The organism is Paenibacillus polygoni (genome assembly GCF_030263935.1).
Taxonomy (GTDB): domain Bacteria; phylum Bacillota; class Bacilli; order Paenibacillales; family Paenibacillaceae; genus Paenibacillus; species Paenibacillus polygoni.
Genome location: NZ_CP127162.1, coordinates 2280142 through 2295020 on the forward strand (window position 1 = coordinate 2280142; position 14879 = coordinate 2295020).

The window sequence follows — 14879 nt, forward strand, 5'->3', positions numbered from 1 at the left end:
GCGAGAAATTAAGGCTAAGTGATTCTCCATAGAGAGGTAATCTAACAACTTTGTGGAATAAATATTTAGACATATCATCCAAGCATGAATACATACTGACATATCTTGTAAAGGAGGCATTTTTGTCTTGGACTGCCAGCAAAAGTGAGCCCTTAACAATAAACAAGTTAGAAATGGAGGGGTATGATGTTCTATTCGTCATAAAAAAGCAAATCTTCAACAACATTTTTATTAGTAAAGGTTTAAAAAAACAAAATCCAAATATGGGATACTCTAAAACGAGATTTTAGGGGTTGCCTTAAGAAAAGGAGCAAAAAACTACGATGAAAGTTGACAAACTCTTAATCCACGTTTCTCGCTACCTCTCAGTCATCATACTGTTCTCCGTATTCGCGTTTGACCCTGTCCCGGCCGCCGCGGTCGGAGGCGAACGGACACTTGTCTGGAATGGCGACGCTGACAAAGCTGTATCCCTTAAAGTCGAAGGTGATGCGAATTTAACTCGCGTCAACGCTTCTGGAGCGAAGATCACATCTAACGCCCATAGCAATGATTTCCCAGGCATCTATTTCATTTATGATGCAAAAAAGAAGGACAAAGGCTATTTGAAAGTCGATGCCGAAGTATTTAAGAAATTTTCTAGCTTCACAGTAACCACAAAAGAAGGAAATGCCTACACAGATTACTTAATTGCTCCTGTATTTGGTCAGAAAAAAACCAACGACGATTGCTATGTTTTTTTCCTTGAAAACGTAGCGTCCGGCAGAAATATCAACATGGTTTTCATCGATGACGCTATCCTGATTCCTCTTGAGAGCGTCCCGTATCCTGAAATTATGGTTGAGCTGAACGACCTCATTGCACAAGCTGAAACTTTAAAAGCTGGCAACGAGGAATTCCCGCTACAGATTAGCTATACCGATGACGGATCTGATGTGAACAAAGCTTTCCCCTGGGTGTACGCCGACGAACTCGAAGGTCTTGATAACGTGCTTGAGTTCGCGCGCAATGCACTCATTCCCTGGGCAGGCGAAGCCATAGCCAGCCTCGAAGACGCCATAGCCAATTTTAAAGGAAAGATCAAAGCGGACGGTTCAGATCCCTATTTCCGTCTTGATCCGGGTCTGGGTAGAATACCTATAGATATCACGGCGCCTACCAATGCCTGGACCTCAAGAACCCCGCTTGACAATCGTGTTCCCGCCAACTTTGCTGGTGGCACATACGCAATGATTCCATATCCATTTGCAGATTCCGAAGGCAAAGCTGATGTACTCCAGATCAATTACGCCCATAACGGAGCAAGCGTGTTCGGCGGAATCAGCATTCAATCTCCGTTGTCCCAGACTGTAAATGTCCCTACAGGCTCAACTATTGAGTTTGATGTGTACTACCCCAAGAGCGCGCAGGGCAAATACATGAGGTGGAGAGTCAGAAATACCAACTCTGACCTGGATAGCTACCTTAGGGGTTACCAGTACGATAATCTTAACCCTGACTGGGTTGGCAGCTACAACGGTGAAACCTGGTTGAGGGATCACCACAGCATAAGCGCCTCAACAGGCATTTCTTCGGACTTCATTCTTGAGCTCCATGGCGAGACAAGTCGTCCCGCAGAAACTGGCATGCTTCTTGTCGCCAACATAAAAATAACCACACCCGATCCCAATGGCATTGCGCTTCCTAACGTAGTCAACAGGGAAAACGAGAGTGTCGTAGCGCCTTTAAAGAGTGTATACAGCAGGGAAAATGATCTGTTCATGGTCGGCGCAATCGGAACCGGATCAGTAACCGGAACCAGAGCCAATCACTATGAGATCTTTGTCGACGGCAACAATCTTAAGGCCGATAGCACGCATCCCCGCGGTCCGAACTGGCTAAGAAGCGTTAATGGCGCTACCCTGAGCGGTGCATCCACCCTACCTGGCATAGGTGAATACAGTTTCCCTACCAACTCTTATCAAGCAATCAGGGATTCTGGTACTCCCGGACAGTACAAATCTCACGCTCATGTGTTGGCATGGTACAACCAAGCCCCAGCTTGGATGAGACAGATTATTCCCGCGAACCTTCCATCCGGATATAACGGCACAACTGATTTCTATGGATTGGGAAACGGCGTTACAGCCCAAGTTGAGGTAGACAAAGAAATGGCCAGAAGAGTGCAGTTTAACCACACAATGTATGTGATGCGGCACTTCCTGACGAGTGATGTGAAGTATGGCTCAAGCGTATCCCGTGGAGTAATTCCCTTCAATTCATGGGACGTTCTCAACGAAGAGATCCACGAAAGCCGTCACAGCGAACTCATCCCGGCCGATGTGAACAACTGGAGGACGAGTCTCAAACACACGAACTGGCTTGTTGCAATGTCGGATGAACTAATTGGCGGTGATATCACCGAGCATTATATTTACTTACTTTTCAAATATGCGCACATCGCAGCCCCTAACAACCAGATGGCGGCGGCTTATAAAGCCAACTATGCTGACCTTCCCGAGTATATGAAGCTCGACGGACATGATGATGATGGCAGTATTGACGCCTATATCGTAGACAATCCTCCGAAACTAACCTACAACGATTACGGCATTGCTTCCCGCAGCAAGGCGAGGACTGTATTCAACATGGTTCGCGAACTGAACACCGCATGGCTCTCCGATCCGCTGTATGACGGAAGACCCCTTATCGAAGACATCGGTATTCAGGGACACGATTCGATTGGAAAGACACTTGCAAGCGATAACCAATATGCCATGGCCCTCTATGCTTCTCTCGTTGACCAAGGACTTCTTTCTGGCATATCTTTCTCAGAATTTGACCTTAAGGTACCGACCAATGCTCCCGGTGGCGGTGCGACCGCTCCTGAGGTGCTAAATGTCAGACAGTCAGACGCCCTTGGTTATGAGTACGCGTTAATGTACAAACTGTTCACCAAGTTCGCCCCTTACATCGATCACATCATCAGCTGGGGCGTATCCGGTTCAGGATGGCAGGGAAGCTATGTATTGTTTGACAGTCAGAGCAATGCCAATGCTGGTTACTACGGCGCCATGAATCCGGACAGATTTATTCTTGGACATTCATACCTAGATGATTACTTTGAAGGCGAATACGAGAAACTCCAGGACAGCTATGAAATTGACCTAGGAGATCTTGGAATCTATACACGCTGATTATAATCTTGCAAACAACCTCCAATTCCACCTATGATAAAGTGGAGATGGAGGTTGTTTTTACATACGAAATTAGTGATATATAAGATCGAGAGGGAAGACAAGGAGTGATGCTCGATTAATATTTGAAGTATGGGCATAGAAGAATAAATATGAATATGTTATTAATTTTATCATTCACTAACCAACTAGGGATTTCGAGGATGCTGTTACATTCGATAACACAGTATTAACGCTTGGGTGCACACGCACCTCGGTCTGCCCGAGGCAATTTGAAGAAGTAGGTACAGGCGGACACACCTGCGAGACTAACTGCGCAAGCGCAGCCGGGGACTTCTCGGCGTCGCGTATACAAGAACGTTAGAGGAAATCTGGGTAAAGCATTAAAACAGAAAATCTCAACAAAGAAATCTTAATAAAAGGGACGGATTATTTTGGACTTGAGCCAAAGAAAGCATTGGAATGAAAATCATAAGAAACTAACCAATATTATTCTAAAACCAAGTGAACATCAGAATTCAAAAGAACTTTTCTTGAGTCAACATAGTCTGTTACATTCATCAAAAATAAGTAACTCACCAGTTGCTACGCTTGAAGATGATTTACTAAAAGATTTACTGGAGGAATCATACCGTAAGTATCCTATTAAAGCACCCGATACACGAAACTCTATTGTATGGCATGTGTGGCATGTTACACGTATTGAAGATATGACAATGAATATTCTCGTAGCTGAAGGTGATCAAGTATTACATACCGATAATTGGGCTAAGAAACTTAACGTAGATTATCCGCATTCAGGAAACGAAATGACAGAAATTGAAATTGCTGATCTAAGTGAGAATATTGATATTAATGCATTATTGGAATATAGAAACGAAGTAGGACAAAAAACTCGAGAAATTGTATCAAATTTATTACCAGGTGAATTTAGAAACAAAGTAGAGACAAGAAAAATTAATATTCTTAAAGAGCAAAATGCAGTAAAGGAAGAAGCCTCTTGGCTGCTTGAATATTGGGGGAATAAGACTACAGCTGGATTAATACTTATGCCTGCGACAAGGCATATATTTCTACATTTGAATAAATCGATCAGAATCAAACAAAGAATTCAAAATAATTAGGGGTATCAGAATTTTGAAGAGAGGTTTACTTCCTATAACAACATATTCTCACATCGATTATTTACCCTCGGTCCGGCTTACGTCGAGTCGAGAATACAATAACGTTAACTGAAATTCGTAAAAACATGAGGGAGATGAACCAATGATATTAAAAGAATTTGATTTGGATCTGCCTTACATTAAAGAAGATGCTGAGGACTATGAGCAAAGTTGGAAGCCTAAGCGGCTTCAGTTTAGAAATGAATGCCGCTGTATAGCTTCGATGATGGAAAGATATTTCAAAAATTACCGGTACAAGACTTCATTTTCTTGGAAGCTGATGATTGAATGTTATTCAGATATTAACAAATCGCGAAAAAAGTTTGTTAAATCTGAAGTATACGAAGTTAGCATGGAGTTTGATATTTCTAGATATTTCAATTTGGCATCAGAAGAAAAGAAATGGATGATTTTTAACGTATTGAAAGAAGGGGCTTTTGAAGTACTTAAAGAAGAGGAATGGAATAGTGAACCGTTCATAGAAGTATTTTCGAAAATGGAAAACGATAATCTATTAAACATGTATCAATATGGTAAAGCAGTGTATAATCCCAAGCGTAATTTAAAGGCAATGGTTATATGTGAGCATGGAATAAGCGAGATTAAAATATATTTATGTATAACAGACAAAAGTGGTAAAGAGATTGCAAGAAAACTTGTAATCAAAGAAGTACCAAATGAATGGAAGTTTCATATTCATTTAGGTAAACTACAATGGATTTCTGAGAAAGAAGTAGCTTTAAAAAACAAAAACGGAATAATAGTAGGAACTTTGCAGGGAACTCAGTGAAGCCAACGAACATTAGTTAACAATAAACAATTTAAAGGGAGGTAGCACAGGATGAGTTTTAAAGAGAAATTCAAAGTCTTTCCGACTTTAAAAACTGAAAGACTAACACTTCGAGAACTCTCACAAGAGGATGTTAATGCATTTCAAATTATTAATTCTGATAGTGATGTGTTGAGATTCATGGCAATTGAAGGACAAGGAATGACGATTGAGGAGACTTCTAAATGGATAGATACTATGAATTCAAGATTTTATAAACATAGAAGTGCATTTGTTTGGGCAATAGCACTAAATAATAGCGATCGTGCAATAGGTTACATTGAGTGTACAAATTTTGTTAGAAGTTCGATGACTGATATAGCTTACTATCTTTCAAAGGATTACTGGAATCAAGGAATTATGAGCGAAGCAATTAAGGAAGTTATTAAGTTCGGATTTAATTTTGTTGGATTTCATAGAATACAAGCAACAGTTGCCGTTGAGAATAAAGCTTCTATTAGAACATTAATCAAATTAGGATTTACAAATGAAGGTGTATTACGTAAATATATGCTAGGTAAGGAATTTAGAGATGTAGCTATGCTTTCGATTTTAAGTAAAGATATAGATTTTTGAACGTATTTCGAAGAAGCCGGGGGGGTCGTGAATGCAAGAACATTATGCGAAAATTCAGAAATGCAAGTGAAAGGGAATTTCAAATTAAAAAGAGTGCTTTACCTGCTCGTAAAAAGGAGAAACGGATGGATTATATCAAATGGATAAGAAGTAAGGTAGGCAGTGAAATGATCATTCTTAACTTTGCAGGAGCAATTATTGTGAACGAAGCGGGACAAATATTGCTGCAACGTAGAAGAGATAAAAATGCTTGGGGCTTTCCAGGAGGAGCTATGGAATTAGGCGAATCTGCTGAAGAGACGGCTAGCCGTGAAGTGAAGGAAGAAACGGGATTAACAATCCATATTGATAAGCTCATAGGCGTGTATACCAAATATTTTGACGAGTATCCAAATGGAGATCAGGCACAAACGATTTCATTTTTTTATCAGGGAAGCATTTCCAATGGAGAACTGATTAGTAGTAATGAAGAAAGTATAGAGCTTCAATTCTTTAATCCTGATGAAATGCCTGATTTAGTCAATCAGCAACATACTGATGCTTTTAATGATTTCAGGGCTCAACGAGTCGGAGTATTTAGATAAAGCAAAGACTTAGACCTGAAGGCTGATTCGAAGACAACTGATCTATCATATAACAATAGATTCACGCTGCGGACATTTATCCTGGGTCCGACATTCGCCGGACACCCCAGCATGAGCTTGGTCGAGAATACAGAAACGTTATACGAAAGACTCTTAAGAGCGAGGAAAACAAATGACAAATTTATTTTTAAACCATTTTTATAATAGCATTAGTTTGGAATCATCATTGGATTTAAAAGACATCCAAGAGATTGATTCAAAACTAGGATTTATTTTACCTAATGATTATAAAGAGATAGTCAAAGTGTTGAATGGTTTTGAAGGAACAATTTCAAATTCTTACATTGTATTTTGGTCGGTTAATGAAGTGATTGAACTAAATGAAGGATATGGAGTTGATGATTTTGCTCCAGGAATCTTTTTGTTTGGAAGTGATGGTGGAAATCAAGCATACGGTTTTGATGTAAGGGACGATGAAATGAGGATAATTACGATTCCATTTATTGTAATGGATATAGATGATATTGAAATATGTGGAGAAGACATGAATGAGTTTTATCAATTTCTATTGGATGTTTAATCAGAGGGAATGCTTCGTGTAACCACATAACCACGCATCGGGCCTGATGGCCCTTGGTCAATAAGAAGCAATATCATGAATGATAAAGAATTCGTAAAGGAAATTTATAGTTCAATCGTTAATGAAATTAAGAGTCTTTATAGAGACTTATTTTTAAATTCAGATGAATAAAGCGAAAGACGGGTACTGGAAAGATGCACTAGTATTTTTCAACGAACTATCAGATGAGAATAAAACAATATTTTCAAGATAATAGAACAAATTCAGGTTGATACGATCTCAAATCTTTTAGGAATAATCGATGGTGTTTGCACCTTTTCTAATAGGGATATAAAGATAGATCTTTTAATAAATAATGAGAATATGAGTGGAGAGTTACAAGATAATTTTCTAGAGCATGATGAAGAGGTTAGATAATAAACGGAAAATGCCAATCATGGGAATTAGAAAAGGAGAGAAAGTCGATGGTTTATTCACTCATCTTTGATATGGATGGAACACTTTTTCAAACAGATAAGATTTTAGAAATTTCACTCGAAGATACTTTTAATTATCTGAAGTCACTAAACGAATGGGAGAGAAAAACACCAATTGATAAATACCGTGAAATTATGGGTGTGCCTCTACCTAAAGTATGGGAAGCATTGTTACCCAATCATTCCATAGAAGTCAGAGAACAAGCGGATGCATATTTTTTAGGGAGATTAATTGAAAATATAAGAAGTGGAAAAGGTGAATTATATCCTAATGTAAAAGCAGTTTTCGATTATTTAACAGAGAATAATTATTCAATATACATAGCAAGTAATGGCTTAATGGAGTATTTAGCTGCAATTGTAAATTATTATAACTTAGACAATTGGGTTACTGAAACATTCAGTATCCAGCAAATAGAATCGCTAAATAAGTCAGATTTAGTTAGGATTATTATTGATAAGTAAGTATCATATTACTCATGGTGCAGTAGTAGGGGACCGAATTTCGGATATAAATGCAGCTAAGGATAATGGATTAGTTGCAGTAGGATGTAATTTTGATTTCGCACAAGAAGATGAACTTTCTCTGGCTGATATAGTTATAGAAGATTTAAATGAATTGAAATCAATTGTATCTCAGCTAAAGGCTAACGGATATTAATGTAGGGTCTCTCGGATTTGTAGATACAAAGAATGTTAGATGAAACTACCAAAGTCAACTAATATAAAAGAGGTTGAAATGCAAACATATAAAAGATCAATTCAAATGGTACTTTTCACAACAGTCATATTTATGATAACAGGTGTAATACAGTTAATCGTTAATATATACTATGATCGAGTGTTTTTCATTTTACTATTTCTAATTTTAACTTTAGGATTTTTAGTATATACAATTATTCTAACACTTGATTTGATCACCAAGGATATAAAAATGATGGAAGTAATAATAATTGAATGAAACACTGACATCATAAAGGTATTAAAAACGGATGGAAAAAAACGCGGAATTAGAATAATAAAATCGGAGAGTAATAAATATCAAATAAATCAAGAATTAGTGCTAACATTAACAAAACGTACAGGATTAATTAAAGATATTACTGTTAGGTAATTCGAGAAAGTGGTAACATCATCTAACATAGTACTCACGCAGCGACTAAACCTTAGTCGTGTTGATGATTTTGGAAGAGTAATAGAATCCGTGACAACTTGCTGCTCGATTTCGTGAATACCTGAACATAAGATGAAGTCATATGACAAAATCAATCAAAGAAAACGAGGAAATAAATTATGTTTACATACAAAATTGATGATCATTCTTATTTATCACTTTTAGAGATTCAACATGCAGACAAGTTATATAATTTGATAAGACGGATTGTCAATCCAAGTGCGACACTTCTTCTTCAAATGATTCGTGAGCTGTTTTCCAACCTAAACATTTCCTTGGTCTGCTGTTAATGAGATGGAGGGCGTGTTCTAGTTCTTCCTCAGTCACTTCTGCAAAGTCCTTTCCTTTTGGGAAGAACTCTCGAAGAAGCCCGTTTCCATTCTCATTGGAGCCTCGTTGCCATGAGGAATAAGGATCTGCAAAATATACCGTCATACCGTGTGACTCTTCCAATTCACGAAAGCACGCGAACTCTTTACCACGGTCTACGGTAGCTGTCTGGAAGGTTTGGGCAGGGTACTGTGCAGCAACTACACCAATAGCAATTTCCATTGATAATGAAGTGCGATCTGGCATTTTAATAGCAGTGTATAGCCTTGTTTTTCGCTCGATACATGTAGCGACACAAGCCTTACTTTTTCCTCGGCTGGAGACGACCGTGTCCAGTTCCCAGTGTCCAAAGGTTTCACGGGAACGAATCTCTTTAGGCCGTTGTTTGATAGAAGTGCCTACGAGGAAGCGACCTCGTTTTTCTTGGGATTTTTGTCTTTTTCCTTTGTGTCTTAACTGCTGAACGGTGTTACGAATCATACGTCCTTGATAAAGCCAGCGATAGATCGTTTTGAACGAAACCATGGGCTCTCCTTTCAGTCTATAACGCATAGAGATTTGCTCAGGAGACCAGGTTTCGTGAAGTCGCTGTTCAATTTCTTTTCCGAGTGTCTCCGTCCATTTTTCTCTAGGTTTCTGAGCTTGGCGAAGATGCTTATAACGATGCTCTGATGCTACCGCTTGATAACCATTTAGGCATTGATTTTTCCTCAGTTCCCGGCTGATCGTGGAATGATGACGATCCAATTCGCGAGCAATGGCTCGGGCGGACAGCCCCAGTTGATGTAATACTTCTAGTTTACTGCGTTCAATTATGCTAAGATGTGTGTAGCTCATGGCGGATTCTCCTTGTAGGTGTTGTGTGGTAACTCCATTCTACACGAACCCGGCCATGGGCCATTTTTAATTTTGAACTAGGTGTCGCACTTCATATTACAATCTGTCATAAATAAAAATAGGGAGCATATTGGGGAATGGCTGAAATTTCCGAGTTTGACTTTAAAAGTAGAAGATTCTCAAGCCTTTATCGAAAGAACAAGGATCAGTTACGCCAAAGAGGAAGGGTACTGGTTAGGTATATGGAATGAAGGTCAATTAGTTGGTTCTATCGGGTACCTATACGTAGATAAAGAGAATAAGAAAACGGAAATTGGATATTGGCTAGGTAAAGAATACGAGGGAAAAGGACTCATTACGAAGTCAGTTATAGAACTTATCAATCATGCTTTCGACAAATATAAATTAAATAAAATTGAAATAGGAGCAGCAACAGAAAATAGAAGGAGTCGTGCAATTCCTGAGAAATTAGGATTTAAACAAGAAGGTGAATTGAGAGATTATGAATATATTCAAGGTAGGAATCTAAACCGAATAATCTACGGATTAAAAGCAAGCGAATGGAAAAGTAAAAAAGATTAAATAAGGCATATGACATCATCTAACAAAATATTTACGCTTCGGGCACACGCCCTAGGATCGGCATTTGCCAGACACCCAGGATGCACTAGTCTTGAGGACAAGAACGATATCTGAAATCAGTGGGATAACACTCATTCAAAACTAACTAAAGGAGTGACCTAAATGATAAAGTCGCCCGGAGGTTCACTTTTTCCATATTATTATAAGGGTGGAGAAATTCATTGTCTTAAATATGGAAGTAAGTATAAAAAATATGAAGAACTTTTTGAATTAGGAAGAAGAATTTATTTTCAAAACGAATAAAAAGCTGAGAATATGGATTGATCTGTATGAAACATCTACAATAGAAATAGTTCTTCAAGAACTTGTAAACAATCTAAAAAACTTAAATGGCTATGTAACGAAAATCTCATTTGTTGGACTTTCAAGTATAAGTAAATGGAAGTTAAAGCGTAAAGTAAAGATTTTAAAGCTAGAATACCCTGTTTCATTTTTCTCAGATCCAGAGGAAGCAAAGACTTGGCTGATTAGTGATAGATAGTGAATGTAGCTAAAAAAGGCAATGATATCTGTTAACACACGATTCATCAGCGGGCCATAAGATCCTTGTTCCACAGAGACATATCGTGGAAACGTGTTCAGCGGATAACCGCCTGCGGAGGTTCGTGAATGCAAGAACGTTAGCTGAAATTACTAAGAGAGTGAAATCAATTAAACCAGGAGGACTAATATGGTAATTCTGATTGTCGTTGTAGTAATAGGATTTGCTGGTGTTATTGGAAATCAAAATTCAGCCTTAAGAAGAATGGAATCGATTCAAAGATCTTTGGATGAAATAAATCAGAAACTACGAGATGAAAAATAAATGAATGTGAAAGTTAAAGCAGACCGGACAAACTCGACTTCGTCGGACGTCATGAATACAGAACGTTAGTTAAAAATTAATGGAGGGTAAAAATAATTATGAGTCATAGACTACAAAATTATATATTACTTACCATAATTCTTGTTCTGATCATTGCATTAATAATTACAAATAAAGATAAAATTACTACAGAAGAATCCGGGAATGAGTTTTTCTTGGTCAACTTTGATAGAAAAGATTTTAAACGACTAGAAGTTCTGGCTAATAGATTCAAAGAGGGAAAGGGAGATAATTTGATGTTAATCCCTCCCGTATTTGATGGAGGATATTGGATACATGACGTGATGTCAAACGGAAGAGAAATATACTGGACGGTGGATAATACAAGGGATGGAATGAGCTCTAATACGGGTAAGCAGGAATACATTTGTAAAGGAATAGACATAAGAGAATCGGAAGATCACTATACTTTTGAACTTAGTAAATGCAGTAACTATAAGGAAGATGAAAAATTGGTAATGGTTTCTTTCTTAAAGGAGAGATTGAAAAAATAATAATTGTGGTTCGATGAAGTGAAGTCCTTAACACCAGCTAATAGTATGTTCACGCATTGGCGGGACAAGCTGCCTGGTCAACGGCGGGGAAGCAATTGCGAATTAGCAGACAATTTCACACTTACTAAGCCAGTCGGACCCGGAGCATTCGCGCCTTAAGCCCGGTTAGTAGATACAGCTACGTTATGTGTAGTTGAGACAAGAGCTAATCAAGTTCAAGTCAGGAGTGATTTAATGTTCGATTCGTTTAAGAAAGCCTATGCTATATCCATTTTATTTATAGTATTGGGAAGTCTATTGTTCTTCTATCATTTATTAAATTCTTTATCCTTTTCGGTAGAAGGAATAATTATAATGATAGTTGGCTTAGGGCTTTTATTTGTAATAAAGGCATCTAAATTTGAATTAAATAAGTTAAGACTTGAGGACATAGAAATGAGAAAAAGAATAGAGGAAGTTGCAAAATATAAGAGTCACGAATGATATACAAAATTATTGTATATTTTAATAAAATAAGGTTCATCTATGAACTGAAAGATATAAAAAGCTTAAAGGAAATGTAAATGATGTAGAATATTTTGTGTAAGTGAATCAAGAAGGCTTCTACAATCATTACATAATATTCACACAGCGGATCGGCTTAATTGAGTCCTTGATCCGTCAGGGGTAGCAAATCAGGTAAACATATCCTTACCGACTAACCCTACGCCGACGACTGCTTAGAAATCTTAAATCGGTGGAACGATGGGAATACGAGAATGCTTTTGAAATACTCAAACGTATTAAAACCACCAGTAATTGAAAAATCGATTAAATGTTATAGAAAAAATAATGAGGTGAAAAGATGAAGAAAATAATATTTTGGGGTAAGGACGAGAACGACGATAGACTTATAAATGAAGTGATTTTAGGGATGAAAACCGTTACCTGCACACCAAAGGTCTGGTACTATAATGATCCAATAGAAGAACCGACTGTTATTGGTGATTTAGTAGCAGTATTTGATAGACGAGGAAATCAAAGATGTACTGTAGAGATTACAGAAAACTATGAAATTCCTTATGGCTTAGTTGATGATAGAATTGCTAAGGGCGAAAATTGTTTATCTGTAGAAGAGTTTTATGATGATCATAATTTTTGCTGGGAAGAACCTTTGAGAAATGAAGGCCTGAGTTTAACAAATGAAACAATAATTGTTGTAGAATATTTTAAACGACGGATTGTAATATGAAGTGCGACACCTAGTTCAAAATTAAAAATGGCCCATGGCCGGATTCGTGTAGAATGGAGTTACCACACAACACCTACAAGGAGAATCCGCCATGAGCTACACACATCTTAGCATAATTGAACGCAGTAAACTAGAAGTATTACATCAACTGGGGCTGTCCGCCCGAGCCATTGCTCGCGAATTGGATCGTCATCATTCCACGATCAGCCGGGAACTGAGGAAAAATCAAAGCCTAAATGGTTATCAAGCGGTAGCATCAGAGCATCGTTATAAGCATCTTCGCCAAGCTCAGAAACCTAGAGAAAAATGGACGGAGACACTCGGAAAAGAAATTGAACAGCGACTTCACGAAACCTGGTCTCCTGAGCAAATCTCTATGCGTTATAGACTGAAAGGAGAGCCCATGGTTTCGTTCAAAACGATCTATCGCTGGCTTTATCAAGGACGTATGATTCGTAACACCGTTCAGCAGTTAAGACACAAAGGAAAAAGACAAAAACCCCAAGAAAAACGAGGTCGCTTCCTCGTAGGCACTTCTATCAAACAACGGCCTAAAGAGATTCGTTCCCGTGAAACCTTTGGACACTGGGAACTGGACACGGTCGTCTCCAGCCGAGGAAAAAGTAAGGCTTGTGTCGCTACATGTATCGAGCGAAAAACAAGGCTATACACTGCTATTAAAATGCCAGATCGCACTTCATTATCAATGGAAATTGCTATTGGTGTAGTTGCTGCACAGTACCCTGCCCAAACCTTCCAGACAGCTACCGTAGACCGTGGTAAAGAGTTCGCGTGCTTTCGTGAATTGGAAGAGTCACACGGTATGACGGTATATTTTGCAGATCCTTATTCCTCATGGCAACGAGGCTCCAATGAGAATGGAAACGGGCTCCTTCGAGAGTTCTTCCCAAAAGGAAAGGACTTTGCAAAGGTGACCGAGGAAGAATTAGAACACGCCCTCCAACTTATTAACAACAGACCAAGGAAATGTTTGGGATGGAAAACTGCTCACGAATCATTTGAAGAAGAAGTGTCGCACTTGGATTGACAATCCGTCAAACTAATATCGATAGTGGAGAAACAGTAATAATAAATTTAAAATAAAATTGTAATGAGAATTCATGAGGTAGATCACTTCAGATAACAAAGCATCCACACGGTGACTTCGCCTTGGTCACTGTTATTCTTTTGTCAGAAGTAGTAGATTCAGTGACAACTTGCTGCGCAAGTTCTTGAATACTTGAATGGTTGGTGAAATTACCAAGAACATGTTAAGAGACATTTCATAATCTTTTGGTATGTATCTACTACTTTTATAACTTTCAAGGTCAGGTGATATTTTGAATAAGATAAAAGGAAATTATATGAACTCTGAGAGATTTGTAGAAATCGTTAAGGAAGTAAGAGATGCAGCAATTGAAGACACATTCTCTTTCTTTGAAAACCCACCTGGAAGAAAACCTCGAAAAAGACATATTGAGCTTTCTCGGTGGGTAAATGCTCTAGACGCTGAAAATAAGTTGATGTTAAGAGAATTAGTTAAAGAAGGGATAGATTTTAGTTTATTTGGGTTACTTTGTGCATTTGATGGTGTCCGTAAAGTTGAATCTGGAGAATTTAAATTAACATACATAGAGGATGACAACGAGAGTTTATTAAATGATCCTGATACGGAAGATCTTCACGACTTATATAATTTTCTGATTCAAAATGAGCATTAACGTTAGCTAAAATCGTGGTAAATATGCTAAAGCCATAGTAATCATATCAATACAGTGAAGAAGTGAAGCTGGAGAAACACAGCATTCCTGTTACGGGTATTTCGCCCTCAGTCGCGTAGAAGGATTCATGAAGATTGATCAGGTGATACATTTAATCGCTAAGTCTTAACGACCAGTCCCTATGGTCAATCAAGCTGCTTA

General features: G+C 38.2%; 14 protein-coding genes and 1 pseudogene. 14 read left to right on the forward strand and 1 reads right to left on the reverse strand.

The annotated features are described in order from the left end of the window. Positions 1-323 precede the first annotated feature (323 nt). From QPK24_RS10980 to QPK24_RS11010, 7 genes and pseudogenes are all read left to right on the forward strand, one after another. Complete coding sequence (locus QPK24_RS10980) at positions 324-3176, forward strand: endo-1,4-beta-xylanase (protein ID WP_285748650.1); 2853 nt, start codon at positions 324-326, stop codon at positions 3174-3176. Between the two features lie 434 nt (positions 3177-3610). Beyond that, on the forward strand, positions 3611-4300 hold the full coding sequence (locus tag QPK24_RS10985) for a DinB family protein (RefSeq protein ID WP_285748651.1): 690 nt from the start codon (positions 3611-3613) through the stop codon (positions 4298-4300). A gap of 142 nt (positions 4301-4442) precedes the next feature. Beyond that, complete coding sequence (locus QPK24_RS10990; RefSeq protein WP_285748653.1) at positions 4443-5129, forward strand: hypothetical protein; 687 nt, start codon at positions 4443-4445, stop codon at positions 5127-5129. 51 nt (positions 5130-5180) lie between these two features. Then, the gene (locus QPK24_RS10995) at positions 5181-5744 is read left to right on the forward strand and encodes a GNAT family N-acetyltransferase (RefSeq protein ID WP_285748656.1); all 564 of its coding nucleotides are present in this window, start codon (positions 5181-5183) and stop codon (positions 5742-5744) included. A 125-nt stretch (positions 5745-5869) separates the two neighbouring features. After that, positions 5870-6328 (forward strand): NUDIX hydrolase, encoded by a 459-nt coding sequence (locus QPK24_RS11000; RefSeq protein ID WP_285748658.1) that lies wholly within the window; start codon positions 5870-5872, stop codon positions 6326-6328. Between the two features lie 172 nt (positions 6329-6500). Next, positions 6501-6908 carry an SMI1/KNR4 family protein gene (locus QPK24_RS11005; RefSeq protein WP_285748660.1) on the forward strand — a complete coding sequence of 136 codons (408 nt, stop codon included), beginning with the start codon at positions 6501-6503 and terminating at the stop codon, positions 6906-6908. Positions 6909-7372: 464 nt separating this feature from the next. Beyond that, a pseudogene (locus tag QPK24_RS11010) lies at positions 7373-8045 on the forward strand (HAD hydrolase-like protein). Between the two features lie 723 nt (positions 8046-8768). On the opposite strand, the gene QPK24_RS11015 reads toward QPK24_RS11010, so the two are convergent. Then, positions 8769-9725: an IS30 family transposase gene (locus QPK24_RS11015; protein ID WP_285748662.1), complete on the reverse strand. Its 957-nt coding sequence runs from the start codon at positions 9723-9725 to the stop codon at positions 8769-8771. 81 nt (positions 9726-9806) lie between these two features. Here QPK24_RS11015 and QPK24_RS11020 point away from each other — a divergent pair, with 81 nt between their 5' ends. The 7 genes from QPK24_RS11020 (at position 9807) to QPK24_RS11050 (ending at position 14678) form a co-directional block, all read left to right on the forward strand. Beyond that, positions 9807-10307, forward strand: a complete 501-nt coding sequence (locus tag QPK24_RS11020) for a GNAT family N-acetyltransferase (protein WP_407082975.1) — start codon at positions 9807-9809, stop codon at positions 10305-10307. Positions 10308-11037: 730 nt separating this feature from the next. Next, entirely contained in the window at positions 11038-11172 is a 135-nt protein-coding gene (locus QPK24_RS11025) for a hypothetical protein (RefSeq protein ID WP_285748666.1), read from the forward strand. 98 nt (positions 11173-11270) lie between these two features. Further along, positions 11271-11726 (forward strand): DUF4362 domain-containing protein, encoded by a 456-nt coding sequence (locus QPK24_RS11030; RefSeq protein ID WP_285748668.1) that lies wholly within the window; start codon positions 11271-11273, stop codon positions 11724-11726. Positions 11727-11960: 234 nt separating this feature from the next. Further along, the gene (locus QPK24_RS11035) at positions 11961-12209 is read left to right on the forward strand and encodes a hypothetical protein (RefSeq protein ID WP_285748669.1); all 249 of its coding nucleotides are present in this window, start codon (positions 11961-11963) and stop codon (positions 12207-12209) included. Positions 12210-12570: 361 nt separating this feature from the next. Further along, positions 12571-12957: an ASCH domain-containing protein gene (locus tag QPK24_RS11040; RefSeq protein WP_285748671.1), complete on the forward strand. Its 387-nt coding sequence runs from the start codon at positions 12571-12573 to the stop codon at positions 12955-12957. A 91-nt stretch (positions 12958-13048) separates the two neighbouring features. Next, a complete protein-coding gene (locus tag QPK24_RS11045; protein ID WP_285741540.1) occupies positions 13049-14005 on the forward strand; it encodes an IS30 family transposase in 957 nt (318 codons plus the stop codon). Positions 14006-14297: 292 nt separating this feature from the next. Continuing rightward, positions 14298-14678, forward strand: a complete 381-nt coding sequence (locus tag QPK24_RS11050; RefSeq protein WP_285748673.1) for a hypothetical protein — start codon at positions 14298-14300, stop codon at positions 14676-14678. Positions 14679-14879 lie beyond the last annotated feature (201 nt).

What these genes read in the sequence shown, in the direction of transcription:
- QPK24_RS11005 (WP_285748660.1), top strand. Translation starts at nt 6,501, where the DNA reads ATGACAAATTTATTTTTAAACCATTTTTATAATAGCATTAGTTTGGAA.
- QPK24_RS11025 (WP_285748666.1), top strand. Translation starts at nt 11,038, where the DNA reads ATGGTAATTCTGATTGTCGTTGTAGTAATAGGATTTGCTGGTGTTATT.
- QPK24_RS10995 (WP_285748656.1), top strand. Translation starts at nt 5,181, where the DNA reads ATGAGTTTTAAAGAGAAATTCAAAGTCTTTCCGACTTTAAAAACTGAA.
- QPK24_RS10990 (WP_285748653.1), top strand. Translation starts at nt 4,443, where the DNA reads ATGATATTAAAAGAATTTGATTTGGATCTGCCTTACATTAAAGAAGAT.
- QPK24_RS11015 (WP_285748662.1), bottom strand. Translation starts at nt 9,725, where the DNA reads ATGAGCTACACACATCTTAGCATAATTGAACGCAGTAAACTAGAAGTA.
- QPK24_RS11035 (WP_285748669.1), top strand. Translation starts at nt 11,961, where the DNA reads ATGTTCGATTCGTTTAAGAAAGCCTATGCTATATCCATTTTATTTATA.
- QPK24_RS11030 (WP_285748668.1), top strand. Translation starts at nt 11,271, where the DNA reads ATGAGTCATAGACTACAAAATTATATATTACTTACCATAATTCTTGTT.
- QPK24_RS11000 (WP_285748658.1), top strand. Translation starts at nt 5,870, where the DNA reads ATGGATTATATCAAATGGATAAGAAGTAAGGTAGGCAGTGAAATGATC.
- QPK24_RS11045 (WP_285741540.1), top strand. Translation starts at nt 13,049, where the DNA reads ATGAGCTACACACATCTTAGCATAATTGAACGCAGTAAACTAGAAGTA.
- QPK24_RS10980 (WP_285748650.1), top strand. Translation starts at nt 324, where the DNA reads ATGAAAGTTGACAAACTCTTAATCCACGTTTCTCGCTACCTCTCAGTC.
- QPK24_RS11040 (WP_285748671.1), top strand. Translation starts at nt 12,571, where the DNA reads ATGAAGAAAATAATATTTTGGGGTAAGGACGAGAACGACGATAGACTT.